The organism is Amycolatopsis magusensis, assembly GCF_017875555.1.
GTDB lineage: Bacteria > Actinomycetota > Actinomycetes > Mycobacteriales > Pseudonocardiaceae > Amycolatopsis > Amycolatopsis magusensis.
This window is the reverse complement of sequence record NZ_JAGGMS010000001.1, coordinates 4,771,096-4,796,155: the sequence shown is the minus strand read 5'-3', so window position 1 is coordinate 4,796,155 and position 25,060 is coordinate 4,771,096. Positions and strand designations below refer to the sequence as shown.

The window sequence follows — 25,060 nt, the reverse complement described above, 5'->3', positions numbered from 1 at the left end:
GAGCACTGCACGATTCGACCGGACTCACGCAGCAGGGCGAACAGCCCGGCCCCGGAACCGCGGGCCCAGCCGCCCCTCGGCTGGGGCACGTACGTCATCCAGGTGTGCTGGAGGTCAGCACCCTCGCTGAGGATGTGTATCAAGTGGACACCGGGACTCGTCCGGAACCGTCGGCGGAGCTGTCAGTCGCATGGCGCGCTGATCGAAGAACAGGCGGGCGACGAGGTCGCCGCGGGAACCGGTGCCGGTCTTGGCGAAGATCGACTTCAGGTGGTCCTGGACGGTGTAGGCCGACATCCGGAGCTGGTTGGCGATCTGCCTGGTCGGCAGGCCCTGTGCGACACCTTCGGTGACCCGTCGCTCCTGGGGTGTGAGGCCGTACACGTCGGCCAGCAGCGGGGCCATCTCCGCCGGGCGAACGGCTTCGAGCAGGACCGCGACCGGTGCTGTCGCGCCCTCGCCCAGTAGCGAGGCCCGGACCATCACCCAACGCCCTGCGGTGGTGCGGACGCGCGCGCTGGCCGGCCTGGCGCTCGCTCCGCCCACCTGCCCCTCCTTCCGGGCGCCGATGGCACGCGCCTGCCTGGCGACCGCACGGATCACCAGTGGGAGCGTGGTGCCCGCTCTGGTGCTGGTGCCGAGTTCGTCGATCCACTCTTCGGCCACCTGATTGGCGAGGTCGACGCCATCATCGGGAGCCAGGACGAGCATTCCGGTGTCGTGGCGGCCGGCGCACGCGTCGTCCAGTAGCAGCGCCCGGCGCAGCCCGTCCGAGATCAATCCGGTCAGGGAGGTGACGAGCCGTACCTCGGCGGACGAGAAGTACGGGCGGCCCTTCTCGCGGAACACGGTGAGCGCACCCCAGGTGCCGGTGCTGCTGGACAGGATGACTCGGAGTTCGTCGGAGTAACCGCCGGGGCGCCGGACTTCTCGGTGACGCCGGCTGAGGTCGAGTTCGCCCGCCGTGACGTCACTGAGGCTCGCCACAGTTCTACCTGTGCGCGCCAGGTCGACCCACTTCGTGTAATCGGGCTCGCGCAACTCGATTTCGACGAGTCGGCTGATCGCGTCCGCGGGCATGCCGTTCTCGACGAATTCCGCGGTCGGCAACATGGTGGCCGGGTCCATCGTCATCAGGCAGGTGCCCTGCGACGGCACCACGCCCTCCAGCGCGTCGCTCACCGCGCGCCAGTAGTCCTCCACCCCGAGCCCGCGGTGCACCAGCCGCGAGATGGTGTCGTGGAGCTGTTCACGCACTGGCTGGGCGGTGGCCATGCCTCAACCTAGCCCAACCCCCACAAATGTGGGGATAGCCGCGAGAACCCGGGGCGCAGCATGATCGTCCACGCGATGGAGGTACTGGGGTGAGGACCATCGCCGATCGGCCAGGGAAAGGGAATCGAAGATGAGCAGGACGCCACTGCGGCTGTACATGTCCGTGTCGCTCGACGGGTACATCGCCGGGCCGGACGACCGGACGGGCCAGGAACTCGGCCGCAACGGGGGGCGGTTGTTCAACTGGCTCGACGATCGGCTGTCCGACGGGATCAACGCGCAGGTGTACGCCGAGGCCTCGTCGACCGGCGCCGTGATATCCGGGCGCCGCACGTTCGAGCTGGCCGGTCGGTGGCAGGGCGATCACCACGACGGAGTGCCGATCCACGTGCTCACCCACACCATCGACCCGGCCGACGTGCCACCAGGCAGCGCGAAGTACTACACCGACGTCGATGCGTGTGCCACCGAAGCCCGGCAAGCAGCGGGAGACCGAGCCGTGCTGGTCCACGGCGCGGGTACGGCGCAGGCGTTGCTGGCAGCCGGCCAGCTCGACGAACTCGAACTGCACCTCGTACCCGTGCTGCTGGGTGGCGGACGGCGGCTGTTCGAGCCGGCCGAACACGGCCCCATCGAACTGGAACCCGTCCGCCGGCTCGAAGGCCGCGGCGCCACTCATCTGCGTTACCGCGTGATCCATTCACGGGAACACTGAAGTTCGCCGGTGAGAGATTCGAAATGCCAGAACAGCCCACGCCACCCGCTGGACGGCGGACCAGTCGACGACGCGCGACACCGGCTGTTGCGCAGCCTCAGTACCGTACGCCGCTGTCGACCAGGAACTGGTCGTGGGCAACGCTCGGCCGCTTGTTGATGGTTGCCCCTGCGTACGCCAGATCCCGTCCGCTGGCGAGGAATCCGATGGGGAACGGCAGGGTCGGCGCGGACACTTCGTCGAGGGTCGCGACGTGTTCCGGGCTGAGGTGGAGCGCCAGCGAGGCGAGATTCGCCGCGAGTTGGTCCCGTCGGCGCACTCCGACGATCGGCGAGGTGACGCCCTCGCGCTGTCGCAACCACGCCAACGCGACGGCGGCCGGCTCGGAGCCGGTCTCGGCGGCGATCTCGACGAGCGCATCGATGATCGTGAAATCGCGTTCCGTGATGCCCGCGGTCACGTGGGGCCCACGGTCGGATGTCACCGAGGCGCCATTGGCTCGCGTGAACTTGCCGGTGGGGACCCCATCGCTGAGCGGTCCCCACGGAACAACCCCGAGGCCCAGTTCCTCCGCAGGGATTCGTGGAGTTGCCGCAGGATCGCCTTTCGTCCGGTACCGCCCCCGTTGGGGTCACCGCGGAACATCCCTTGGAAGAACTTCTTCTCCGAGTGACCCCGCGTGTATCCATTCACCGTGTCGATGAAGTTGCCGCCCTGGCTGAGGTACTCGTGCAGGATCGCCTTGGACTCGTCCTCCGGAGCACCCCATCCCCACTCCTCGCCGAAGGTCATCGTGCCCAGCGCCAATTCGCTTACCCTCAGGCCAGTTCGGCCCAGTGTCGAGTACTCCACGGGTCGTGTCCTCTCTCCCGGTCAACGTGACATGACGTTTCAGCGGGCGCGTCGGCTTCGCCAAGTCGAACGTCCTGCGGTATTTCGAGTCGCGCGAAGCGGTACTCCTCGAACTGGTGGACGTTTTCCTGGGTGCTCTGCGACCTCTTCGGCGCACAGGGCGGCGTCCTGGAGCGCAACGTCTCAGCCGAGGTCATCAAGCGCCACAAGCGTTCCGTCCTCGCAGAACTGTCCACGATGGCCGACCTCGTGCGCCGTCACCTGCCGGAGGCCGGCGACGACGCGGAGATGTTCTGCTTGACGAGCCTGGTCTTCGCGGGCGCTCTGTCAACGTACGTCCCGCCGCCGGCGAGCGTCCTCGCCGCCTACGCCTTACGCGTTTGCTGGATGTGAGTACTACGAGTCCTTGCGGGCGAAGTCGGGGGCGTGTTCCGGCCGGGGACCGAAACCCACGAACCGGGCGGGCAACTTCCGCAGCCGGGGGAACACGCGGCCGAGGAAGAGCACGGCCTTGGGTGGCCCGGATCGCTTGCCCGCGAACTGCTTCTCGAACATGACGCGTTGCAGCACGCGCTGACCGGTCTGGACGACGACGGTGGGGCGCTGCCTGCGCCGTTGCACGTCCGCCAGGTCGGCGACGGTCACGGCGTGCCGCCGCAGAGGGTCGGCCAGGATGGTGGCGGCGGCCACGGCGTCCTGGATGGCGAGGTTGATGCCCACCCCGCCGGCGGGGGACATGGCGTGGGCGGCGTCGCCGATGAGCAGCAGCCCGTCGAGGTACCAGCGCTTGACCCGGTTGAGTTTCACGTCCAGCACGAACACCTCGTCCATGCTCGCCAACCCCGCCACCCGGTCGGCGAACTCCGGGCGCAGGCCGGCGATGCGCTCCCGGAACCGCTCGATCCCCTCGGCCCGCAGCCGGGCGTCGGAGCCCTTGGCGGTGAAGTACGCCACCTGGTAGTAGTCGTCGCGGGCCAAGGAGATCAGTGCCTCGGCACCCTTCGCCACCGGCGTCACGCTGGCGGGCGCGGCGCTCTCCTCGGGCGGCCTGGGCAGGCGGAACCACCAGACGTCGAAGGGCACCCGGAACTCCTTGGGGACCAACCCGGCTTCCCGACGCAACGTGGAATGCCTGCCGTCGCACCCGATTGTCAGCTCGGCACGGATCTCCCCCGCGCGGCCGTCCGCCGTGCGGTACCGGACACCGACGACCTTCTCGCCGTCTCTGACCAACTCGGTCGCCGCCGTGTTCATCCGGAGGGAGAACCCGGGCTCCTTGCCGGCCGCCGTGGCCAGCAGTGAGAGCAGGTCCCACTGGGGCACCATCGCGATGTAGTTGTAGGGCGCGGGCAACGCCTCGAAGTCGCCCAAGGTCACCAGGCTGCCGTCGGGGGCGGGCAGGGCCAGGTTGCCGAGGCGGCTTTGCGGCAGAGCGCGGAACTCGTCGCCGAGACCGAGCTCGTCCATGAGCCGGACGGTGGCGGGATGCACGGTGTCGCCGCGGAAGTCGCGCAGGAAGTCACCGTGCTTCTCCAGCACGGTGACCTCGATGCCGGCCCTGGCCAGCAGCAGGCCCAGCATCATGCCGGCGGGGCCGCCGCCGCAGACCAGTACCCCGGTTTTTTCAGTCATGACAATCCCTTCTGGTGCGAGCCATCCTCTGGACTAATTCATCAATCGATGAGTCAGTGGTTGAGACGATACACAGGTGAGGTTCATCTAAGAAGCAGTACTATGCAATGCCGTGGACGAGGATCTGGTGAGTGCCGCGCTGACCGCCGCCGAACAGCACGGCAAAGACGTGGCCGACGTGCCGTTGAGCGCGATCGCGGCCGCGGCGGGCATCTCGCGCAGCACCCTGATCAGGAGGCTCGGCGGGTCACGGGCGCGGCTGGACGAAGCGGTCCGGCAGGCCGGGATCGACCCCGGGGGCCGCCCGCCGGTCCGGGACCGGGCCATCGAGGCCGCGGCCACACTGATCGCCCGCGACGGACTCGGCGCGGTCACCCTCGAAGCCGTCGCCGCGGCCGCGGACTGCTCACCGACCAGCCTGCACGCCGTCTTCGGCAACCGCGACGGGCTGCTCGCCACCATGTTCGACCGCTACGTGCCCATCCCCGACCTGGAGGCACTGGCCGCCGATCCCCCCGAACGGCTCGAGGAGACCGTCCACGCCGTCTACGCCGCACTGGCCGAGGCGATCGCCCGGGAGCCACGAGTGCTCCCGGCCATCTTCGGCGACCTGTTCACCCGCCCCGACGGCACGGCCGCCCGGATGCTGAAAGCCAACCTCCCCAGGATGTTCGCCAGCCTCGGCGCCCTGCTGACCACCCACGTCCAAGCCGGCCGGTTACGGCCACTCCCGCTGCCACTGCTCATCCAGCTGATGTTCGGCCCGATGGCCGGACACATGCTGCTGCGCCCCGTACTTCAGGACGCGTTGGGCAACGCGCTCCCTCCGGTCGACGAGGTGGCGCGGACATTCGCGGACGCGTTCATCCGCGCCACCGCTCAGTGAGCGTTCCCTCGGGCGCACGCCGTCGGCGTCGGTCTGGTTGTGTCGCCTACTTCGGGGACCGGCCCTGGGGGTCGGTGGGCAGGGTGATCGAGCCGCGCTCGTCCCGCACGTCGCGGTGCACCACCGGTGTTCCGGTGAACGTTCCGTTGTTGTCCACCGTCACCGTGAGGGCGTGCTCGGGCCGGGTGGCGGTGCCGCGCGGTGCCTGCCGTTCGGCGAACAGGAGGCGCCCGGCGCTGCGGTCGACCCGGCCGGGCACCAGGGACCAGAGCCCATGGCTGTGCAGCACCACGGCTTCCGGGTACCGCTGGCGCAGCCAGCGTGCCGCCTGCTCGCTGACGCGTGCCTCGAAGGCGTGGCGCTGCTGGAACGAACGGGTCAGGTAGACCACCGACGGCTCCGCCACGCCAGGTGGGTAGCTCGCCACGTGCGCCGGTTCGGCGAGCAGCACCGCCCAGCGGCGCCGGCTGTCCAACCGCAACGGCACCGGCAGGTCCGCCTCGTCGGGCACCCGCCGCGCCAGCTCCGGGCGGACGATGGCCACCTGCGTGGTCGTCGGCGCACCGGCCGTCCAGGCGCGCACGCACTCGCCGATCTCACGCAGCCGTTCGGCGGAGTTCTCGTTCGTCAGGCCCGTCGCCACCCAGGGCCGCCGGTGCGCGCTCTGGTAGGCCACGACGGGACAGCCCTGCCCGGTGAACACGGCCAGCAGGCGGCGCAAGTCATCTGCCCGCGCCCTGGCCGCCGCGACCGCTTCCGCGAGCCCGGTCCCGTCACGGGTTCCCACGCGCAGGCGCACGACCGCCTCCGGGTCACCGGCGAGCGCGAAGGTGATCTCCGATCCGGTGTTCTGCGGGAAGAGCGTGCGCGAACCGAGCACCCGCAACTGCCCGGGGAACTCCGCCTCGGCAGCCCGCTCGGCCTGCCTGCGGTGCTTGCGGGTGGCGGTCGCGGACAACCCGGCGCCCAGCGCACCGATGATCAGCCCGGGGGCACTCGCCGCGAGGTCGACCGCCCGCCGAGATCGGTTCACCTCAGCAGCCTAACCGCCTCCCCCGCCAGGCAACGCCGTTTTCCGCGCACGCCCCAGCGCGTTGCTACCGGCCTCGCGACCCGGGCCAGACGAGACCGATGACGGCGGTCACGATCACCAGTGCGCCGGCCACCGCGGCCACCACCGGGAGCACGGCGGCCTCCCCCACCTCGACCATCCGCCAGATCGGCCCGGCGGTGACCAGGACACCGACCAGGAGGTACAGCGCACAGGCGCCCCTGGTCCTCGGAATCATGCGCGAACTGCGGCCGTCGGTCATGCGATCTTCTCCTTGGGTCGGCATGGCCAGAGGCTAGGACCGCCGCGGGCAGCACCGCAGCGCGAAAGCGGCCGGGGTCGTACTTTCGGCCGAGGCCCCTCCTCGGCCGCCGGTGAGGAGAGTTGCTTACCGCCCTGCACGGCGTGTCCCCACGCTCAGATTGGCCGCGGGATCCGCGTGGTCGGTGCGACGAGGCCGCTCGTTTCACGGCGGGGTCAGCACGATTTTGCCGTGCGTGTGGCGCGTTCTCCAGCTCGGCGAAGGCCAAGCCCACCTCGGCCAGCGGGTACGTCCCGGCGATCGGGATACGCAGCTCGCCCCGCTCGATCAGGTTCGCCAGTTCCTCCAGCACCTCAGGGGTCGCGGCGTCCTCGTTGCCCTCGACCCGGCCACCGCGCAGCGCCTCTGGCAGGTGTCAGCCCACCTGACCCGGGACTGATCGCGACCACGTCCGGCCGTGACCGGGCAGGCGAGTTCTCCGCCGTCCACGTGGGGTAGGAACGGGTCATGGTGACGCTGGACCGGCTGGTGAATGTCCTCGGGGGTTACGGAGTACGGCTGTGCTGTTGCCCGGTCTCGCGGGAGGTCTCGTTGCGCGATGTGGTGGTGCATGACCCGGCTGAGTCCCGCGAGCTGCGCGGGGATGTGTTCCTCGCGGTCGGAGCGGACTCGGCCCGCGCGGCCGTGGGGCTGGCGGCCGCCGCCCGGGCGTCGGTCGTGCTGGTGCGGGGAGCCGCGCCGCTGGAACCGGAGGCGATCGCGGCGGCGGAGGCCGGCGGGGTCGCGGTGCTCGCCGTCGAGCCGGAGGTGTCGTGGGGCGCGATCGCCGGGGTCGTCTACGGGCTGGTCCTCGAAGGTCGCGAGACCGAGTCGGGACGCGGGCCGACCGATCTGTTCGCCCTGGCCGACAGCCTGGCGGACGCGCTGGGCAGCACGGTGACCATCGAGGACCAGCTTTCCCGCGTCCTGGCCTATTCCAGCCTGCAGCACGGAGCCGACCAGGTCCGGCTCGAGACGATCCTGGGCCGGCGGGTGCCGGAGCGGGCACGCGGGCTGTTCGAACGGCGGGGTGTGTTCGCCCACCTCGCCGAGTCCGACGAGCCGTTGTTCGTCAAGGCGGCGCCGGAGCACGGACTGACCGGGCGCATGGTGGTCGCGGTCCGCGCCGGCCGGGAGTCGCTGGGCTCGATCTGGGTCGAGTGCGAGCATCCACTGGACGATGCCCGGCGAGCCGTGTTGCGGGACAGTTCCCGCACGGTCGGGTTGCACCTGCTGCGCTCGCGAGCGAGCGCGGACCTCGAACGGCAGGTCGAGTCCGACCTGGTGATCCGGCTGCTGGAGGGCACCCCGGACGCGGCTTCGGTGCTCAGCAGGCTGGGGTTGCCGCCCGGCCGGTTCCGCGTCATCGCCTTGCAGGCCCACATCGCCGAGGAGCGCCACGCGGCACTCCTGCTGGCGTTCGAGCGCGCCACCACGGGGTTCGGCTGGTCGCGCCCGGGGCGCAGCACGCTGTTCAGCAACACCGTCTACACCGTCCTGCCCGGCGAAGACGTCACCGCGGCCCGGAAATGGGTCGGCGCCATCGGTGCCGCCCTGCCCGCCCAGGTGACGGTCGTCGCCGGGATCAGCGCCGCGGCGGCCGTCGCCGAACTGCCGGCCGGGCGGCAGGAAGCCGACGAATGCGTCGCGCTCCACGACGTGCGGCCGGGCACCGGCGCGGCGATCGCCTACGACGAGTCCTGGGACGACATCCTCGTACTGCGATTGCGGGCGGCCGCGGCGGCCGGCCGGGCCCCGGCCCGCGGGCCGATCTCCGACCTGGCCCGCCACGACGCGGCGCACGGCACGAGCTACCTGCCGACCCTGCGCGCGTGGCTGGAGACCCAGGGCGACCTCGCGCAGGCCGCCGAGCGCCTCGGCGTGCACCCCAACACGATCCGCTACCGCCTGCGGAAGATGGACGAGGTCACCACCCTGCAGCTCGACGTACCCGCGAAGCGGCTCGCGATGATCATCGAACTCGCCGTCTCCGACCCGCCCGATTGACCGGAACCGACAAGCGGGCCGCGCCCGGTTGTCGGTTCCGGACAAGCACCGGCGCCCCGATCCGGGTCACCCTGGCAGCACAAGCACCACTCGCGCCACGGAGGACCTCATGCCCGAACTCGACCGGATCGACGGCGGCCCGCGCTCGGCGATCGTGATCGGCGCCGGCGTGGTCGGCCTGTCGACCGCGTGGTTCCTGCAGGAACGCGGCGTGCCGGTGACCGTGGTCGATCGCACCGGCATCGCCGCGGGCGCGTCCTGGGGCAACGCCGGCTGGCTCTCCCCCGGGCTCGCCATCCCGCTCAACGAGCCGGGTGTGCTGCGCTACGGACTGCGGACGCTGCTCGACCGGCAGGCGCCGCTGCACGTCCCCGCGACGCCGGATCCCCGGCTGTGGGCGTTCCTGGCCCGGTTCGCCGCGAACTGCACCGGCAAGTCCTGGACCCGCGCGGCGCGGGCCAACCTGCCCCTGAACGACGAGTGCCTCGAAGCGTTCGACGTGCTCACCGCTAACGGGGTCGACGCGCCGACGATCGACGCACCCATCACGGCGGTGTTCGAGAACACCCGGAGCGCGGCCGGGCTGCTCGCGGAACTGCGGCGCCTGCGCGAAGCCGGGCAGGAGATCTCCTGCACCGGGCTCACCGCCGCCGACCTCGCGGAGCAGTTCCCGCAGGTGACCGCCCGCAACGGCGCCGGGGTCCGGCTCGACGGCCAGCGGTACGTGGACCCGGGTCGCTTCGCCGAGTCGCTGGCGCGGTCGGTCGTCAGCCGTGGCGGGACCATCCGCCACCGCTTCGCGGTCGCCTCGGTGCGTCAGCACGCCGATGCGCTCGTCGTGCGGTCGGCCACCGGGCAGACCCTGTCCGCCGACGCCGTCATCCTGGCGACCGGGGCGTGGCTGGGCGAACTCGGCAGGCAATGGGGCGTCACCGTCCCGGTGCGGGCCGGGCGCGGCTACTCCTTCACCGTGCCGACCGAGGATCCCGTGCCGGGCCCGATCTACCTGCCGGACATCCGCGTCGCCTGCACGCCCTACCGCGGCGGCCTCCGCGTGGCCGGGACCATGGAGTTCCGCGAACCGGACGCACCGCTCGACCAGGCTCGGGTCGAAGCGATCATCGCGTCGGCGCGCCCGTTGCTCACCGGGATCCGGTGGGAGGAGCGCACCGACGTCTGGGTCGGCTCCCGTCCCGTCACCCCGGACGGACGACCGGTGATCGGAGCAGCAGGCGCACCGGGCTTGTTCGTCGCGGGCGGGCACGGCATGTGGGGCTTGACCCACGGCCCGGTCACCGGACGCCTGCTCGCCGAGCACATCACCACCGGCAAACAGCCCCAAGCCCTGCGCCCGTTCGACCCGCTCCGCTGAACCACCACGACCGCACATGAACCCGGACACCGAAACCGCATCCGAAGCAGTGACCCGTGACGAGCAGGCCGAACTGATCCGGCTCCGCGCCGAAAACGCCTTGCTGCGCACCGAGAAGGACATCCTGCTCAAGGCGGCCACCTGGTTCGCCACCGACGCGGGCGCCCTTCTCCCGCCGCGCACCGGCCGACCGGAGACCCGCGAACCCGAACGCCCTCCGAAGGAGATCACCATGACCACCTCAGTCCGTCCGTGGCTGACACCCCACGCCCACCGCAGCCTGGTCCAGGAGCGCGCCGGCCTGGTCGGTGCGGAGAACGCTTGTGGCAGTGACGATCCCGACAGCCTCGTGCAGAAACGCCACCGCCAGGCCCGGATCCGCCAGATCGACGACATCCTGCGCGAAGCCGTCGTCGGCGAAGACCCACCCGACGACGGGATCGCCGAACCGGGCATGGTGCTCACCGTCCGGTACGACGACACCAGCACCGCCGAGACCTTCCTGCTCGGCTCACGCGACGAGACGCGACAGGACGATCTCGAGGTCTACTCCCCGGACTCGCCGCTCGGGCGTGCACTGGCCGGTGCCAAACCGGGCGAACACCGGACCTACCAGGTGCCCAACGGCGCCACCGTCCACGTCACCTTGATCGACGCGGAGCCCTACGGACGCTTCCGGCGGCTCGTCGGCGGGGCCGAATGTTGAGGGCCACGGAGCACGTCCTGGAGGACGACCTCGCCGGGCGCGAGACCGAGTTGATCGCGGCGGTGGGGCATTGGCGGCAAGCCGGCGCAGGCGCCTTCGCCGAGCGTGCTGTTCGGCATCAAGGAGGCCGCGTTCAGCCGGCCGGACGCGGAGGAGATCGTCGCTCGGCTGGTGTCGGGGGTGACCGACGCGATCGTTGCCGTATTCGGCGAACCCGTCCGGTCCGGTGTGAGTGTCGAACTGGTGGGTTCACCCGCCGGTCGCAACGGCATCGGCGGTGTCGTGGTCACGTCGTAGGCCACCTCGGCCTGATCAACACCCGCGAACAATCCCTGACTGGAGCATTCGAGCAGCAGCCCGGCATTTTCCGATCGGCGGTCTCCTCTGCGTGAACGACGGAAACCTGCTACCTCGACGAGGCTATGAGCCCACGAGCGATCATCGCCCCGGGCGACAGCGGTGGCCCGGGCTACACGGCGCCGGCCAGCCGGCGGTAGCCCATCACCACCGACGAGAACCGCGACTTCAGCACCCTCGGCTGCCATGATCCCGCCACAGCCGGAGGTCTTCTGTCGCATGTGGACACTGCGGCGGCGGTCAAGCAGGTCGACGCCATCGAGTCGGTGAACGCGGGCCGGGATTCGTTCGCGTGTGCTTCGCCGTCCCCGACCGGCACGACGGCGAGGGCAGGAAATCCGACAATTGGTGCATCGCGCCTTCGCTGTCGACGTACAGTACGTCCAGCCCAGCCGAGGGAGCGCGATGAGGTTTGGGATACTGGGGCCGCTGGCGGTGTGGCGAGAGGACGAGCAGCAGCTCGACCTCGGCACGCCCAAGGCGCGAGTGCTGGTGGCGGTGCTGCTGAGCCGGGCGGGTCACCCCGTTTCGGAGGATCAGCTGGCCGTCGCGCTGTGGGGGGACACCCCGCCCAAGAGCGCCACCAAGAACGTGCAGACCTACGTCCACCGGCTCCGGCGGCAGCTGGGCGACCCGGCTCGCGTCCTGCGGCAAGGCGCCGGCTACCTGGTGCCGGTGGACCGGGACGAGCTCGACGCGGCGACGTTCGAACACCTGGCCGACGCGGGGCGGGCGGCGGAGGCCGCCGGCGCGCCGGACGAGGCGTCCCGCCGCCTGCACGAGGCGCTGCGACTCTGGCGCGGGCCCGCGTTCACCGGTATGACCGACGTCCCGATGCTGGCCGCGGAGGCCGCACGGCTGGACGAGGTCCGCCTGTCGGCGCTGCAGTCGCGGATCGCCGTGGACCTGGCACTGGGACGCCACGCCGAGTTGCTGGGAGAGCTGACCGCGCTCACCCGCGAGCACCCGCTGCGAGAGCGCCTCCGCGCACAGCTGATGCTGGCGTTGTACCGCTGCGGGCGACGGGCGGACGCGCTCGCCGAGTACACCCGTGCCCGCACCACCCTGATCGAGGAAACCGGCCTGGACCCGGCCGACGAACTGCATGACCTGCAGGAGCGAATCCTTGCCCAGGACCCTTCCCTCGACCTCGCTCCCCGCGTCGCGGTCAGGCTCGCGGGCGCACCCGCCACGCCCACTCCCGCCGAGTTGCCGCCGGACATCGCGGACTTCACGGGCAGGGACGACGAGGTGGCCGAGCTCATCGAGGTCCTCACCGGCCCACGGCCGGGCACCGTCGCCATGGCCGGCATCGCGGGCCTCGGAGGCTTGGGCAAGACCACGCTCGCGGTGCACGTCGCGCACCGGATCGCCGGTCGTTTCCCCGACGGCCAGCTCCACGCGGACCTGCGTGGCGCCTCCGCCGACCCCGTCCGCCCGGAGGACGTGCTCAGCCGGTTCCTGTTCGCACTGGGCATCAGCGGTACCGGCATACCCGATTCCCTGGACGAACGCGTGGCGTTGTTCCGGAGCTGCCTGGCCGGTCGCAGAGTCCTCGTCCTGCTCGACAACGTGGCCGGTGAGGAACAGGTGCGGCCGCTCCTGCCCGGGAGCCCCGGCACGGCCGTGCTGCTCACCGGACGGGTGCGGCTGGTCGGTCTCGAGGGCGCCAGCCTGCTGGAACTCGACGTCCTGCCCTCGGCCCAGGCCATGGACCTCCTGAGCACCATCGTCGGTGACGAACGCGTCCAGGACGACCCGGACGCGGCCCGCGAAATCATCCGGCTGTGCGGTCGCGTCCCGCTGGCGGTGCGCATCTCGGCGGCCAGGCTCCTCAGCAGGCGGCAGTGGACGCTGGCCCACCTCGCCGGCGTTCTCGGTGAGGAACGGCACCGGCTGGACGAGCTCGTCGCGGGCGATCTCGACGTCCGCGCGGGATTCGAGATGAGCTACCGGATGCTGCCCGTGGGCGCGCAGCGGGCGTTCCGGCTGGCCGGGCTGCTCGACGCACCCGACTTCGCCTCCTGGGCGGTGGCGGCTCTCCTCGACGTTCCGGTGCGGCAGGCGGAGCGCGAGATCGAAGCCCTGGTTGACGCTCATCTGCTGAACCTGACCGGGGCCGACGAAACAGGCAGGCTCAGGTACCGGTTCCACGACCTGATCCGGTTGTACGCGCGCGAGCAGGCGCGGCGCGAGGACACCGAGACCGAGCGCCGGGCCGCACTCGCGCGGGCACTGGGCGCGTGGCTGGCGCTGGCGGAAGCCGCAGCGGAGCACGTCCCCGGCCCTTGCTACGCGCTCATGCACAGCGAAGCACCACGCTGGCGGCTGCCCGCGGCGGTCTCCGGCCCGTTGCTGGCCGACCCGATGGCCTGGTTCGGTGCGGAACACGCCGCCCTGATGACGGGGGTGGCCCAAGCGTGCGAAGCGCGGCTGACCCAGCTCGCCTGGGACCTCGCGGGGTCCACCGAGACCTACCTCAACGTGCGCGGCGTGTACGACGGCTGGCAGCGCATGCACGAACAGGCGCTCGCGCTCTGCCGGGAGACCGGCGACAAGCGCGGCGAGGCCGTGCTGACGCGCGGCCTCCTGGAGGTCACCACCTGGAGTTCACCCGCGGGCGCCGGACCGGCGATGACACGGATGCGGGCCGACGCCTCGCAACTCCTCGACCTGTTCACCACGCTGGACGATCCAGCCGGAACGTCCGACGCCTTGGCGACACTGGCCTGGAGCATGACCGCCGGCGGGAACCGTGCGCAAGCACTCGCACTGGCGGAACGCGCTCTGCGGACGGCCGCCGGCGCGGACTACCTCGGCGGCCAGGCACGGGCCTACCACGTGATGGCGATCATCCACGGCGAGGACAACCCCGAAGGGGCGCACGAAGTTCTGCTGCAGGGCATGAAGATCGCCGGGGCGCTCGGGAACGCCCACTACACCACGACGATCACCCAGTTCCTCGGCGCGGCGAAATCGTTCTGCGGTGACACCGCGGGCGGCCAGGAACTGCTGGAGAGCTCCCTCGAAATGGCACGGCGGTTGAACTACCGCTACCTGGAGACGTTTTCGCTGCTCTACCTCTCGAAGCTGTTCGCCGTGATCGGGGACGAGCGGGCCAGGGCGACCGCCGAACTCACGCTGGCCTACAGCGAGGACGGGAACTTCGGCCACTACCTCGCCGACGCGCTCAGTGTGCTCGGGCAACTGGACCTGGCCGAAGGAGACCTGCCCGCCGCCATCGCCACCCTCGAACGCTCGGTCCGGGTGTGGCGAACCCGCGGCTCGATCCCCTACCTGGCGCGGACGCTGCGCGCCCTCGGCGACGCCCACAGCGCCGCTGGCGACCACCGCACGGCCAGGGCCGTCTGGGAAGAGGCCCGCGAACTGTTCCGCGGCATCTCGAACGAGAACGGCATGAGCACCCTGAACGCCCGGCTCGATTGAGGGGCGCGCGCTGACGGGCCGTCAGCCCATCTCCCGTTCGTTTCTTGGGCGCGGAACCCTTGCTGGAGCGGAAATCCTTGCGGCGAAGCCGCGTCGTCGACGAACTATTTTCCGCAGCGCGCGGCGGGGATGGAACCATCTTCTTCCGGCCGCTGACCCGTATTCTGCTCATATACCAGGCGTGTGCCCGCCGTGGTTAACCTCCAGCACGGTCGCCAACCGAAACCGCATCGCTCGTTGCGACGGAAGACGATCAAGAGAATCTGGGGGATTCTGTGCTTCTGTTCCGTGTGCGCCTGCTCGGCACTTTCGAGGTCGAGCGGACAGACCAATCCGACAAGCTCATCGCCGTGCCGGCGGGCAGGCTCCGCGCGCTGTTCTCCGCGCTGGCGCTCCGGCCGGGCAGACCGGTCTCGATGACCGAAATCGCGGATCGCCTGTGGGACGGCGAACCGCCACCCGGCGCCCGCACCACCATCCGCGGTTACATCAAACGCCTCCGCCGCTTGCTCGATGTCCCGGCGGAGCCTTCGGTCATCTCCTCCGGTCAGCACGGCTACCGCCTGGAAATGGAGCCGGATCGCATCGACCTCCACCGCTTCCGCGCCCTGCTGGTCCGCGCCGCGGCGGCCACCGGCACCGATGACGAATCCCCGCTGCTCCGCGAGGCACTCGCGCTGTGGCGTGGACCGGCCTTCTGCGACGTCTCCAGTGAATCCTTGCACCGCGAAGTGGTACCGGCGTTGCTCGAGCAGTACTACGAAGCCGTCCAGCGCCGCATCGAATGCGACCTCGCCGCCGGCGCGCCGACCGGCGTCATCGCGGAACTCCGCTACCTGGTAGGCGAAAACCCGCTGCAGGAAGGCTTCTGGGCTCAACTCATGCGTGCACTCCACGACGCGGGCCGCCCGGCCGAAGCGCTCGCCGCCTACGAGCGATGTCGCGTCGTGCTCGCCGAAAACCTGGGAGCCGACCCAGGCGCCCGGCTGCGCGAACTGCACCGGAGCATCCTCGCCGATGGACCGGGATCGGCCGTCCCGGTCGCGAAGCCGCACCAACTACCGCCTGAGGTGCCCCGCTTCGTCGGGCGCGAGCAGGAACTTCTTCTACTGGACGGGATTCGTTCCGCACCGATGGTCATCAGCGGCCCTCCCGGGGTCGGCAAGACCGCGCTCGCGGCGCGCTGGGGACGAAGACATCAAGACCGTTTCCCCGACGGGGAGCTGTACGTGGATCTCACCGGTCTCAGCACACTGGAAGCGCTGCAAATCCTGCTGGCCGGTGCCGGCGGTCCTGATCGCCTTCCGCCCGACGTGAGCGCCAGGAGCGGCCTCTTCCGAAGCCTGGTGAGAGGCCGGAGAATGCTGCTGGTGCTGGACAACGCGCTCAGCGCCGAACAGGTGCGGCCACTGCTGCCCGGCGGCGCGCCCGTGGTGCTCATCACCAGCGTCGACGCCTTGCCGGGACCGGCCGCCTCCACTGGTGCCGAGCGACTCGAACTCGCGCCGCTCAGCGAAAACGAGGCATCGACCCTGCTCCGGGAACTGCTCGGTCCGCGCCGCTGCGCCGTCGAGCCGAAGGGCCTCATCGAACTCGTCGAAGTGTGTTCGGGACTGCCGCTGACCTTACGAGTCGCCGCCGAACACGCGAACAGGAACCCGCGACTTTCACTGGCGGATTGCGCGGCGGTGCTGCGATCAGGCTGATCCGGTGCCACCGCGGTGCAACGCGACTGCCACGTCGAGGTGGCAACGTCGTTCTCGTGGCGGAAAGCCCGCCTCGCGAAGGAGTTGGTTACCGTGAGCAACGAGTCCACTGTGTTCGAAGCGCCGGCGCTGGTCGAGGTCGGCGAGTTCGACAAGGTGACCCTCGGCTCGCGCGGCTGGGGTTTCGAGCCCGGCGTGCGCTGCCTCATCTGGTGCGACTGAGCGCACGTTCCATCAATCACCGAATCGGGAGCTGAGCTGAATGATCGAGGAAACCACGGTTTACGAGCCGCCCGCCATGACCGCCGTCGGCGAATTCGACGAGGTCACCCTCGGGGGCGGTGGCCGAGGATACGAGTACAACAAGCAGTGCCTGATCTTCTGCTGATCCGCCTGCGTTGAACACACCTGTGCCGGTGCGGTGTTCTTTTCCCGCACCGGCACGGGGTGCCACTGAGAACGACGAAACCGGCTGCTGTTTCGGCATCGCCGCTGGAGGCTGAAAGTGAGATTCACCCTTTTCCCGGACAGCGAGCCCGGCCGGGCGGTCGCCGGATCGGCCGAGCCGTCCGCCCGGACGATCGCGTATCCGTCGGGGCGGCCGTGGATCGCCGGTGACTGGCGGGATGACGAGATCGTCTCCGCCCGCGTCGGTGACCGCGTGCTCGTGCTGCTCGGCTGGCCGGGGATCACCGAGGCGGAACTGCGTTCGGAACTCGAGCGCGTGGACGATCTCTCGCAGTTGGACCGGCTGGCGGGCGCGTTGCCGGGGAGCAGTCATCTGCTGGCGGCGTTCGGTGGACGAGTTCGCGCGCAGGGCTCGATTTCCGCGGTCTGCCAGGTCTTCCACACGCGGGTGCGTGGCACCACCGTGCTCGCCGACCGGCCGCAGACACTGGCGACGCTGGCCGGAACGGGCCTCGACGAGTCGCTGCTCGCCCGCTACCTCATGGTCACGGCGCCACCGTGGCCGCTGGAGGACGAGTGCGCCTGGGAGGGCATCGAGCGGGTACCGCCGGATGGCTACCTGACGCTGACCCCGGACGGCGACTGCCGGATGACGACCTGGTGGACCATTCCGGAGCCGGAACTGCCGTTGCGGGAAGGGGTGGCCAAGGTCAGGGCCGCGCTCGAAGCCGGGGTGGCCGCGCGTGCTTCGCTGCCCGGCCGCACCAGCTCGGACCTCTCCGGTGGCATGGACTCCACGAGTCTCGCCTTCCTTCTCGCGAAGCACCCCGGCGACCTGCTCACGACGAGGTTCGAAGCAGTGGACAGCGCGAACGACGATGTGGTCTGGGCCTCGAGGGCGGCCGCCGACCTACCGGACGCCGAACACCTGGTCATCGCGCGCGCCGACGCGCCGATGAACCTCGAGGGCGCGCTGACACCCGAACCGGACGCGGAAGGACCGTCGTCCTGGCTGCGGACGCACGGACTGCACCACCACCACGTGCGGTTGCTCGCGGAACACGGCGTGGCCAGGCACCTGACCGGTCACGGTGGGGACGAGTTGTTCTACGTGCTGCCCCAGCACGACCACAGCCTGCTGCGTACCGCACCGCTGAGCTACCTGCCGCACCTGCGGTCCAATCTCAGCCTGCGCCGCTGGACGCTGGGCCGTGCGATGCGTTTCCTCGGCGACAACACGAGCTACCCGCGCTGGCTGGCCGACTGTGCTCGCACGCTCACCGAGCCGCTGCCGAAGACCTCCCACCCCAGCATGGGCTGGGGTGAGCCGCCGAGGATGCCGCCGTGGACCACTTCGCGCGCGGTCGAACTGAACCGTGCGCTCCTGCTCGCCGCCGCCCGGCGCACGCCGAAGCCGTTGTCTCCGTTGCGTGCCCAGCACGCGACACTCGACATGGTCCGCGTCTGCGGCGACGGGGTGCGCCGGGCGAGCTGGATGAGCGCCCGCCACGACGTGAGCTGGCACGCGCCGTTCGTCGACGACCGGGTGGTCGAGGCGGCGTTGTCGATCCGGCTGCGGGACCGCGTCGCGGCGAACAGGTACAAGCCGGTGCTGGCCGAGGCCATGCGGCCGGTCGTGCCGGGGCACGTGCTCGGGAGGCCGACCAAGGGTGAGTTCAGCGCCGACGTCTACGCCGGTTTCGCCCACCACAAGCGTGAGCTCCTGGAACAGTGCGAAAACATGGAGCTGGAGCGGTTCGGCCTGGTCGACGCCACCGCGTTCCGCCGGGCGCTGCTCGCGCCCCATCCCGCGTCCCGCGACCTGATGCCGCTGCTGGGTACCTTGGCCTGCGAGGCCTGGCTGCGGTCGGTCGCCGCGCTCACCACCGCAGCTGGAGGAAAGCGATGAGCCTCGCCTTGGCCGACCACGTTTCGGTGACCGAAACCGACAGCGGAATGGTGTTGCTGGACCAGCGATCCGGCCGGTACTGGCAGCTCAACACGACGGCGGCGGTGGTCATCCGCACGCTTCTCGACGGGAAGCAGCCGGACGACGCGACGACTGTCCTGTGTGCACGGTACCCGGCGGACGCCGAGCGGGTCGCCGAAACGGTCTCCGAGTTCACGCGTGCGCTGCGACAGGCGAAGCTGGTGACGGGATGACCCTGCCGATCACCCTCGAAACCGCCGACCGGGTCCCGCTTCCGAAACGCCTCGTCGCTCATGCCGCCGTGGCCGTCGCGCGGATCCTCATGCACGCCAAGCCGTTCCGGCTCCGCCGGGCGCTCGAACTGGCGAAGTCGGGTGCCCGCCGTCCGACCGCGGAACAGGCGATGGCCGCGCGTCAGGCGGTGGTGTCGGTGAGCAGGCGCTGTGCCGGACAGCAGTGCCTCCAGCGAGCCATCGCGACCGCGTTGCTCTGCCGGTCGGCCGGAACCTGGCCCGACTGGCGCACCGGCGTTCGCACGGAGCCGTTCCGCGCACACGCCTGGGTCGAGGTCGACGGCAAGGCCATCGGGGAGGCCGAAGACATGCGGGCCTACCACGTCGTGCTGTCCGTGCCCGCATGAAGGAAGGGAGCCCTGCCATGTCAGCTGCCGATTCCGTCCGGTTCGGGGTACTGCTCGGCTCGCACCGGGACGCCGGCCAGTCCGACACCGACGTGCTCCAGCGCTCGGTGGCGCTGGCCAAGCAGGCGGACGCGCTCGGGGTGGACGACGTCTGGATCACCGAGCACCACTTCCTGGATTCGGTGGTGGCACCGTCCTCGATGGCGCTCGCGGCCTACCTGCTCGGTGCCACCGAGCGGATCACCGTCGGTACCGCGGTCACCCTGCTCCCGCTGCACTCGCCGGTGCACACCGCCGAGCAGGCGGCACTGCTCGACCAGGTGTCCGGCGGCCGGTTCGTGCTCGGTGTCGGCCGCGGCCAGCCACTGGTGGAATACGAGGTCATCGGTGGCGGCGTCGAGCACTGGCGCTCGGGAATGCCCGCCGCCCTCGACCAGACGCTGGCCTCCTTCCTCGGCAAGGTGCCCGGTCCGGAGCCGCTGCCGCTGGTCCCCCAGCCCGCCACACCGGGTGGGCCGCCGGTGTACGTGGCGGCCAATTCCGAGGACTCGGTGCGACTCGCGGCCGAACGCGGGCTGCCGATGCTCCTCTACTTCGACAAGGACCCCGGGACGAAAGCCCTGATGATCGAGGAGTACCGGCGCTTCGCCGGTGACACGACGGCATCGGGCGACCACGCGTTCGCGTTGTACACCTACCTCACCGAGTCGGCGGACGAAGCACGCGAGCTGATGCGTGAGCGTGCCCGTGCCATGTTCAAGGGGATCAACCGGGACCGGGTGCTGATCCCGGTCCCCGACAACCGGCCCGGTGGGACCGAGATCGAGGAGCGGGTCGAAGAGATCACCGACCAGCTGCTGGCGATGCACGCGGTGGGTGATGCCGAAACCTGTGTGGACCGCCTGGTGCACAACATCTCCGTCTCCGGCTGTCACCGGGTGCTGTGCCAGGTGGAGCCGTTCGGCCGTACCCCGGCCGCGGCCGGCGTTCTCGATCGGCTGGCCCGCGAGGTCTTCCCCGCGGTACGGGCACGCCTGGCCGGCGGATCCGATGCCGGTTAGCGAGCTCCGCCGCGACGCCAGGACACTGTGGACTTCGGTCCGTTCCTCCGGCCGTGACGGCTTCGCGCTGCTGGCACTGACGGCGGTCGAGGTGGCGACGTTGCTGGCCGTCCCGGGTGCGCTGGCGGCCGCGGTGGACGCGATCAGCGGCGGGGGAAGCAGCGGGAACGCGATCGCGCTGGTCTGCGTCGTGCTCGTGCTGGGCTCCGCCGCCGGCGCGGGCACGGTGGTGCTGGAGAAACGGGCGCAGGTCAGCGGCACGTTGCTGCTCCGGCGCAGGCTGGTGCGTCACCTGCTCCGCCTGGACCTCGGCACCTTCCGCCGGTACGGCACCGGCGACCTGCTCGGCCGGATCTCGCAGTCGGCCGTGATGACGGCGAGCGCGGTGGCCGCGCTGGCCGGGCTGCTGGTCTCGGCGGTCACCTCGATCGCCGGACTGGTGCTGCTCGTGCTGCTCGACGTCCGGCTGGGCCTGATCGTGCTGGCCGCCGCGCCACTGATCTGGTGGCAGGCGGGCCTGCTGCTCCGCCGGATGAGCGCGAACACCACCGAATACCAGACCCGGCAAGGGGAACTGACCGGCCACTTCACCGAGGCGATCCGCGGTGCGCGGACGATCAGGGCGAGCGGGACGGCCGCTCGCGAGGTCGATCGGGTGGTCGCCGGGCTACCCGCGCTGACCGCCGCGGGGCACGAGTTCTGGCGGGTGCTGCGCACCGCGGCCTTCCGCGTCAACCTGGTCATGCCGTTGCTGCAGGTGGCCGTGCTCGCGGTGGCGGGCCACAGCGTGCTGCACGGACGGATGACCGCCGGTGAACTACTGGCCGCGCAGGGGTATTTCGGCTACGCCGTGGGCATGTTCCAGCAGACCATGGTGCTGGGCAGGGTCGCACGGGCGCTGGGGTCGGCGACCATGGTCGCCGAGGTGCTGGCGGAGCCGGCGCGGCGGACCGGCACCAGGACGCTACCGCCAGGACCGGGCGCGCTGAGCCTGCGCGGGGTCCGGGTGAGCCCGGTGTTCGACGGCCTCGACGCCGACTTCCCGCCCGGGGTGGCCATCGCGATCGTCGGCCGGTCCGGCGCCGGCAAGTCGACGCTGACGGAGGTGGCCGGAGGCCTGCTGGTTCCGGAAGCGGGAGAGATACGTCTCGACGGCGTGCCGCTGACCGAACTCCGGCCTGGCGAGCTGAGCCGGGCGGTGACCTACGCCTTCGAAAAGCCCGTGCTGCACGGGGAAACGGTGGCGGACGCCATCGGTCACGCCGACCGCCCGGCCACCGGAGAGCAGGTCGAGCGGGCGTTGCGGGTCAGCGCGGCGGCCGATTTCGTGCACCGGCTGCCCGACGGGACCGGGACACGCCGGAGCCGGCTGGCGCTGTCCGGGGGCGAGCTGCAACGCCTCGGCCTCGCCAGAGCGGCATGGCGGGACGCCAGGGTGGTCGTGCTCGACGACGCCACGTCCAGTTTGGACACCGCGACCGAAGCGGAGGTCACCGCGGCGCTGGACCGCGCGCTGCGTGGCCGGACCCGGTTGATCGTCGCGCACCGGGCGGCCACCGCGGCGTCGGCGGATCTCGTCGCCTGGCTGGACGGTGGCCGGATCCGTGCCCTGGCGCCCCATCGTGAGCTGCTGCGCGACCCTGACTACCGCGCGCTGTTCGGCCTGCGGCGGCCGGCCGTCGCAGTGGCGGACGTGTCGTGAACTCCGTGGCGTGGCGGATGATCTCACCGGCGATCGCCCGCAACCGCCGCGCGCTGGTGATGGTCCTGTGCTGGTCGTTGCTGGGGACGGTCCCCACCCTGCTGTCCGGCGTGCTGGTGGCGGTGGCGCTGGACAGGGGCTTCCTGGCCGGCGACGCCGGGTTCGGGCTGGCGGTCCTCGGCTGCTACGGCGCGTCGCTCGGGCTCGGCGCGGTCGCCACGCGCCAGGCGATGGGACCGATGGCCGTCTTCGCCGAAGCGGTGCGCGACCACCTCGTGCACGAGGTGGTCCACACCAGCCTGCACGCCGCGGTTTCCGCCGGCACCGCGGCGCGGACGGGCTTCGCCGCGCGGATCGTCGGCCAGACCGAGACGGTCCGCCAGATCCTGTCCAACCTGGTGATGGCGATCAGCTCGGCGGTGCTGATGACCATCGCGGCGTGCGCCGGTCTGGTGGCGCTGGTGCCCGCCATGGTCATCGCGCTGGTGCCGATCCTGCTGCCCGCGGCATTCCTGCTGGTCCGGTTGTCGAAGGTGTGGCGGCGCCGGTACGAGGAATCGCTGGCGTGCGAGGAAGAACTGGCCGCCGAACTGGACCTGGTGCTGACCGGGACACGCGACATCGCCGCCTGTGGCGCGGCCGGGCGGGCAGGCGACGACGTCGACCGCCGGCTGCGGGCGAGCGCACGAGCGGCGACCGGGGTCGCTGGGCTCAGCGGGGCCAGGATCGGCGTGATCGGCCTGGCCGGGCACCTGCCGTTGATCGTCCTGTTGCTACTGGCGCCCGCTTTGGTCTCACGAGGGGCGTTGACCACCGGGGAGCTGGTGGGCGCGATAACGTACCTGGCGACCGGGCTCGAGCCCGCTTGGCGGGCGATCACCGAGTTGCTCGGCAACCAGGCCCTGGAAGTGGCCACGGTGCTGAGGAGGTTGTCCGGCACCGAGATCCCCCCGGAGCACGACGGCTCTCTCGAAGCGAGCCGATACGATCTCGCGTTGCGGGGCGCGACGTTCCGTTACGGCCCCCAGTCGGAACCGATATTCGAGAACACCGACCTGACGCTCGCCGAGGGCACCCGGCTGGTCGTGGTCGGGCCGAGCGGCATCGGCAAGTCCACCTTGGTCAATGTGTTCGCGGGGCTGGAAGCTCCCGAAGCGGGCAGCGTGACACTGGGCGGCGTCGACCTGAAGGACCTGCGCACGCAGTGGCTTCGCCGGTCTGTCGCGCTGGTACCGCAGGAAGCGTATGTCTTCGCCGGCACGGTGCGGGAGAACCTCGCTTACCTCGCACCGGCCGCAGAGGACGTGGAACTGGTCGACACGGCCACGATTTTCGGCTTGGCGGAACTGATCAGCCGGTACGGCGGGCTCGACGGGGAAATCCGGCCGGACACCCTTTCCGTCGGCGAGCGGCAACTCGTCACGCTCGCCAGGGTGTACCTCTCGCCGGCCCGCGTGGTGATCCTGGACGAGGCGACCTGCCATCTCGACCCGCGAGCCGAAGCGGTCGCCGAGGAGGCGTTCGCGCGGCGGCCCGGCACGCTGATCATGGTCGCCCACCGGATCAGTTCGGCGATGCGGGCCGAGCGGGTCCTGCTGATGGGTGCGGGTTCCCTGGTGCAGGGCACGCACGAGGAACTGCTGCACAGTTCACCGGACTACGCGCGGTTGGTCGACTACTGGACGCGAGACGCGGGCGCCACTGTCGATCAGGGACGGTGGCGCGCCGCGATCACGGCTGGTGGCGGAAGCTGATGCGCATCAGCCGGCTGTCTGCCCAGTCTTCGAGGCGGGTCGGCCGGATGGTGCCGGGGTCGTGGGGCTGGTTCAGGTCCGCGACGATCTCCGCCAGCACGGCTTGACGTTCGGCTGGGTCGGTGACCGGCGTGGCCCGTGCAGGCACATCTGCACGGACCCCGTTCTTGAGGTGGAAGGTGAAGCTGGGATCGGCGAGGAGGTTCGCATGCCAGCCGGTCGCGGCCCCGCCGGCGCCGCTGCACAGGTAGGTGAGGCCCGCGGCTCGGTAGAAGAAGATTTCGATGCGGCGTGGCCTGCCGGTGCGGCGCCCCAGCGTCGTGATGTCGATGATCCGTTCGCTGGTGCCTGCGGCGGGCGTGATCTCGATGGCTCGCCGGATGTGGTCGGGCAGGTGCGACGAAGACGCGTCCCGGCCGGTCGTGTCTGGAGTGCTCATGCGGCCTCGGCCTGAAGGGCGGGGCCGAGGAGGAGTCCACCGTCGATGACGTACTCCGACCCCGTGATGAACGACGCGTCCGAGGACGTGAGGAACAGCAGAAGCCGGGTGACGTCGGCCGGTTCTCCGAGTCGGGGGATGGCGAACGGCTCGGGTGAGTAGAAGTCGGCGATGGCCGTGGTGGCACCGGCTGCTGGTTCGTGGATGAAGGAGGTCGCGATCACGCCGGGGTGGATGGTGTTCACGCGGATGTGGTCCCGGCCGAGCTCGAGCGCCGCCGTTCGGGTGAGCCCTCGCAAGGCCCACTTGCTGGCGACGTACGGCGCGTAGTGCGCCGTGCCGCCCAGGCTCATGGTCGAGGCGATGTTGACGATGGCTCCCCCTGTTGCGCGGCGCAGAGCGGGGGCGGCGGCCTTGATGCCGAGGAAGGATCCCGTGAGGTTGATGTCGAGGATGCGCGACCACGTGGCCTGGTCCGTCTTCTCGATCGGCGCCGGCGGGTTCTGCACGCCCGCGTTGTTGACGAGCACGTTCAAGGCACCGAAGGCGCTCTCGGCGGCCAGCACAGCGGCGGACCACGAACTCTCGTCGGTGACGTCGAGGTGGGTGAAGCGAGCGCGGGCCCCGAGCTCGTCGGCGAGAGCGGCGCCGCGTTCGGCGTCGATGCCGCCGATCACCACGTTTGCTCCCTCCGCGTGAAAGGCGCGTACGTGGCTCGATCCCTGGCCACCGGTTCCCCCGGTCACGAGCACGGTCTGGTCGTCGAAGCGGCGCATCAGCTGGTTCCTCCGGTTCAGTGGTGAGCCGGACGACTCACCA

General features: G+C 70.7%; 25 protein-coding genes and 1 pseudogene. 17 read left to right on the top strand and 9 right to left on the bottom strand.

The features are described from left to right. Positions 1–114: 114 nt before the first annotated feature. Complete coding sequence (locus tag JOM49_RS21475) at positions 115–1,275, bottom strand: helix-turn-helix transcriptional regulator (protein WP_209666050.1); 1,161 nt, start codon at positions 1,273–1,275, stop codon at positions 115–117. Positions 1,276–1,405: 130 nt separating this feature from the next. Between JOM49_RS21475 and JOM49_RS21470 the strand changes: the two genes are divergently transcribed. Then, on the top strand, positions 1,406–1,990 hold the full coding sequence (locus JOM49_RS21470) for a dihydrofolate reductase family protein (protein WP_209666049.1): 585 nt from the start codon (positions 1,406–1,408) through the stop codon (positions 1,988–1,990). Positions 1,991–2,087: 97 nt separating this feature from the next. On the opposite strand, the gene JOM49_RS21465 is transcribed toward JOM49_RS21470, so the two are convergent. Together JOM49_RS21465 and JOM49_RS43120 are read right to left on the bottom strand one after the other, a co-directional pair. After that, positions 2,088–2,555 (bottom strand): aldo/keto reductase, encoded by a 468-nt coding sequence (locus JOM49_RS21465; protein WP_245370709.1) that lies wholly within the window; start codon positions 2,553–2,555, stop codon positions 2,088–2,090. Next, positions 2,471–2,782 (bottom strand): aldo-keto reductase family protein, encoded by a 312-nt coding sequence (locus JOM49_RS43120; RefSeq protein WP_245370708.1) that lies wholly within the window; start codon positions 2,780–2,782, stop codon positions 2,471–2,473. Before JOM49_RS43120 ends, JOM49_RS21465 begins: the two co-directional genes overlap by 85 nt. Positions 2,783–2,974: 192 nt before the next feature. Between JOM49_RS43120 and JOM49_RS21460 the strand changes: the two genes are divergently transcribed. Continuing rightward, on the top strand, positions 2,975–3,235 hold the full coding sequence (locus JOM49_RS21460; RefSeq protein WP_308158822.1) for a hypothetical protein: 261 nt from the start codon (positions 2,975–2,977) through the stop codon (positions 3,233–3,235). Positions 3,236–3,238: 3 nt separating this feature from the next. Here the strand turns inward: JOM49_RS21460 and JOM49_RS21455 are convergent, their stop codons facing one another. Then, positions 3,239–4,474 (bottom strand): FAD-dependent oxidoreductase, encoded by a 1,236-nt coding sequence (locus JOM49_RS21455; RefSeq protein WP_209666048.1) that lies wholly within the window; start codon positions 4,472–4,474, stop codon positions 3,239–3,241. Positions 4,475–4,586: 112 nt separating this feature from the next. Here JOM49_RS21455 and JOM49_RS21450 point away from each other — a divergent pair, with 112 nt between their 5' ends. After that, positions 4,587–5,360: a TetR/AcrR family transcriptional regulator gene (locus JOM49_RS21450; protein ID WP_209666047.1), complete on the top strand. Its 774-nt coding sequence runs from the start codon at positions 4,587–4,589 to the stop codon at positions 5,358–5,360. A 46-nt stretch (positions 5,361–5,406) separates the two neighbouring features. Here JOM49_RS21450 and JOM49_RS21445 read toward each other — a convergent pair whose 3' ends face one another. The 3 genes and pseudogenes from JOM49_RS21445 to JOM49_RS44365 all read right to left on the bottom strand — a co-directional run. Beyond that, positions 5,407–6,393, bottom strand: coding sequence for a hypothetical protein (locus JOM49_RS21445; RefSeq protein ID WP_209666046.1), 987 nt, complete (start codon positions 6,391–6,393; stop codon positions 5,407–5,409). 64 nt (positions 6,394–6,457) lie between these two features. Then, positions 6,458–6,673, bottom strand: a complete 216-nt coding sequence (locus JOM49_RS21440; RefSeq protein WP_209666045.1) for a hypothetical protein — start codon at positions 6,671–6,673, stop codon at positions 6,458–6,460. Positions 6,674–6,920: 247 nt separating this feature from the next. Continuing rightward, a pseudogene (locus JOM49_RS44365) lies at positions 6,921–7,025 on the bottom strand (zinc-binding dehydrogenase); the annotation flags it as partial. 155 nt (positions 7,026–7,180) lie between these two features. On the opposite strand from JOM49_RS44365, the gene JOM49_RS21435 reads away from it, so the two are divergent. From JOM49_RS21435 to JOM49_RS21365, 14 genes are all read left to right on the top strand, one after another. Beyond that, positions 7,181–8,719: a PucR family transcriptional regulator gene (locus JOM49_RS21435; RefSeq protein WP_209666044.1), complete on the top strand. Its 1,539-nt coding sequence runs from the start codon at positions 7,181–7,183 to the stop codon at positions 8,717–8,719. Positions 8,720–8,828: 109 nt separating this feature from the next. After that, complete coding sequence (locus JOM49_RS21430; protein ID WP_209666043.1) at positions 8,829–10,091, top strand: NAD(P)/FAD-dependent oxidoreductase; 1,263 nt, start codon at positions 8,829–8,831, stop codon at positions 10,089–10,091. Positions 10,092–10,107: 16 nt separating this feature from the next. Further along, positions 10,108–10,797, top strand: a complete 690-nt coding sequence (locus JOM49_RS21420) for a GreA/GreB family elongation factor (RefSeq protein WP_308158821.1) — start codon at positions 10,108–10,110, stop codon at positions 10,795–10,797. 105 nt (positions 10,798–10,902) lie between these two features. Beyond that, entirely contained in the window at positions 10,903–11,094 is a 192-nt protein-coding gene (locus JOM49_RS43115; RefSeq protein WP_308158820.1) for a hypothetical protein, read from the top strand. Between the two features lie 465 nt (positions 11,095–11,559). Continuing rightward, entirely contained in the window at positions 11,560–14,601 is a 3,042-nt protein-coding gene (locus JOM49_RS21410) for an AfsR/SARP family transcriptional regulator (RefSeq protein ID WP_209666042.1), read from the top strand. A gap of 275 nt (positions 14,602–14,876) precedes the next feature. After that, positions 14,877–16,307: an AfsR/SARP family transcriptional regulator gene (locus tag JOM49_RS21405; RefSeq protein WP_209666041.1), complete on the top strand. Its 1,431-nt coding sequence runs from the start codon at positions 14,877–14,879 to the stop codon at positions 16,305–16,307. 93 nt (positions 16,308–16,400) lie between these two features. Further along, positions 16,401–16,529, top strand: a complete 129-nt coding sequence (locus JOM49_RS21400; protein WP_209666040.1) for a keywimysin-related RiPP — start codon at positions 16,401–16,403, stop codon at positions 16,527–16,529. A 40-nt stretch (positions 16,530–16,569) separates the two neighbouring features. Next, complete coding sequence (locus tag JOM49_RS21395) at positions 16,570–16,695, top strand: keywimysin-related RiPP (protein WP_209666039.1); 126 nt, start codon at positions 16,570–16,572, stop codon at positions 16,693–16,695. 117 nt (positions 16,696–16,812) lie between these two features. Beyond that, the gene (locus JOM49_RS21390; RefSeq protein WP_209666038.1) at positions 16,813–18,624 is read left to right on the top strand and encodes an asparagine synthase-related protein; all 1,812 of its coding nucleotides are present in this window, start codon (positions 16,813–16,815) and stop codon (positions 18,622–18,624) included. Beyond that, on the top strand, positions 18,621–18,878 hold the full coding sequence (locus tag JOM49_RS21385; protein ID WP_209666037.1) for a lasso peptide biosynthesis PqqD family chaperone: 258 nt from the start codon (positions 18,621–18,623) through the stop codon (positions 18,876–18,878). Before JOM49_RS21390 ends, JOM49_RS21385 begins: the two co-directional genes overlap by 4 nt. Beyond that, a complete protein-coding gene (locus JOM49_RS21380) occupies positions 18,875–19,285 on the top strand; it encodes a lasso peptide biosynthesis B2 protein (RefSeq protein WP_209666036.1) in 411 nt (136 codons plus the stop codon). Before JOM49_RS21385 ends, JOM49_RS21380 begins: the two co-directional genes overlap by 4 nt. Before the next feature lie 17 nt (positions 19,286–19,302). Next, entirely contained in the window at positions 19,303–20,346 is a 1,044-nt protein-coding gene (locus tag JOM49_RS21375; protein ID WP_209666035.1) for an LLM class flavin-dependent oxidoreductase, read from the top strand. Then, positions 20,336–22,048 (top strand): ABC transporter ATP-binding protein, encoded by a 1,713-nt coding sequence (locus JOM49_RS21370; RefSeq protein ID WP_209666034.1) that lies wholly within the window; start codon positions 20,336–20,338, stop codon positions 22,046–22,048. Before JOM49_RS21375 ends, JOM49_RS21370 begins: the two co-directional genes overlap by 11 nt. Continuing rightward, positions 22,045–23,802 (top strand): ATP-binding cassette domain-containing protein, encoded by a 1,758-nt coding sequence (locus JOM49_RS21365; protein ID WP_209666033.1) that lies wholly within the window; start codon positions 22,045–22,047, stop codon positions 23,800–23,802. The genes JOM49_RS21370 and JOM49_RS21365 overlap by 4 nt, the downstream gene beginning before the upstream one ends. Here JOM49_RS21365 and JOM49_RS21360 read toward each other — a convergent pair. Further along, positions 23,780–24,241, bottom strand: a complete 462-nt coding sequence (locus JOM49_RS21360; protein ID WP_245369405.1) for a nitroreductase/quinone reductase family protein — start codon at positions 24,239–24,241, stop codon at positions 23,780–23,782. The two genes, JOM49_RS21365 and JOM49_RS21360, sit on opposite strands and share 23 nt — an antisense overlap. After that, positions 24,238–25,017 carry a glucose 1-dehydrogenase gene (locus JOM49_RS21355; protein ID WP_209666032.1) on the bottom strand — a complete coding sequence of 260 codons (780 nt, stop codon included), beginning with the start codon at positions 25,015–25,017 and terminating at the stop codon, positions 24,238–24,240. The genes JOM49_RS21360 and JOM49_RS21355 overlap by 4 nt, the downstream gene beginning before the upstream one ends. Between the last annotated feature and the right edge of the window lie 43 nt (positions 25,018–25,060).

Excerpts from the sequence above, each read along its gene's own strand:
- JOM49_RS21475 (WP_209666050.1), bottom strand. The coding sequence starts at position 1,275 with ATGGCCACCGCCCAGCCAGTGCGTGAACAGCTCCACGACACCATCTCG.
- JOM49_RS21470 (WP_209666049.1), top strand. The coding sequence starts at position 1,406 with ATGAGCAGGACGCCACTGCGGCTGTACATGTCCGTGTCGCTCGACGGG.
- JOM49_RS43120 (WP_245370708.1), bottom strand. The coding sequence starts at position 2,782 with ATGACCTTCGGCGAGGAGTGGGGATGGGGTGCTCCGGAGGACGAGTCC.
- JOM49_RS21455 (WP_209666048.1), bottom strand. The coding sequence starts at position 4,474 with ATGACTGAAAAAACCGGGGTACTGGTCTGCGGCGGCGGCCCCGCCGGC.
- JOM49_RS21440 (WP_209666045.1), bottom strand. The coding sequence starts at position 6,673 with ATGACCGACGGCCGCAGTTCGCGCATGATTCCGAGGACCAGGGGCGCC.
- JOM49_RS21435 (WP_209666044.1), top strand. The coding sequence starts at position 7,181 with ATGGTGACGCTGGACCGGCTGGTGAATGTCCTCGGGGGTTACGGAGTA.
- JOM49_RS21430 (WP_209666043.1), top strand. The coding sequence starts at position 8,829 with ATGCCCGAACTCGACCGGATCGACGGCGGCCCGCGCTCGGCGATCGTG.
- JOM49_RS21420 (WP_308158821.1), top strand. The coding sequence starts at position 10,108 with ATGAACCCGGACACCGAAACCGCATCCGAAGCAGTGACCCGTGACGAG.
- JOM49_RS21410 (WP_209666042.1), top strand. The coding sequence starts at position 11,560 with ATGAGGTTTGGGATACTGGGGCCGCTGGCGGTGTGGCGAGAGGACGAG.
- JOM49_RS21395 (WP_209666039.1), top strand. The coding sequence starts at position 16,570 with ATGATCGAGGAAACCACGGTTTACGAGCCGCCCGCCATGACCGCCGTC.
- JOM49_RS21385 (WP_209666037.1), top strand. The coding sequence starts at position 18,621 with ATGAGCCTCGCCTTGGCCGACCACGTTTCGGTGACCGAAACCGACAGC.
- JOM49_RS21380 (WP_209666036.1), top strand. The coding sequence starts at position 18,875 with ATGACCCTGCCGATCACCCTCGAAACCGCCGACCGGGTCCCGCTTCCG.
- JOM49_RS21375 (WP_209666035.1), top strand. The coding sequence starts at position 19,303 with ATGTCAGCTGCCGATTCCGTCCGGTTCGGGGTACTGCTCGGCTCGCAC.
- JOM49_RS21370 (WP_209666034.1), top strand. The coding sequence starts at position 20,336 with ATGCCGGTTAGCGAGCTCCGCCGCGACGCCAGGACACTGTGGACTTCG.
- JOM49_RS21360 (WP_245369405.1), bottom strand. The coding sequence starts at position 24,241 with ATGAGCACTCCAGACACGACCGGCCGGGACGCGTCTTCGTCGCACCTG.
- JOM49_RS21355 (WP_209666032.1), bottom strand. The coding sequence starts at position 25,017 with ATGCGCCGCTTCGACGACCAGACCGTGCTCGTGACCGGGGGAACCGGT.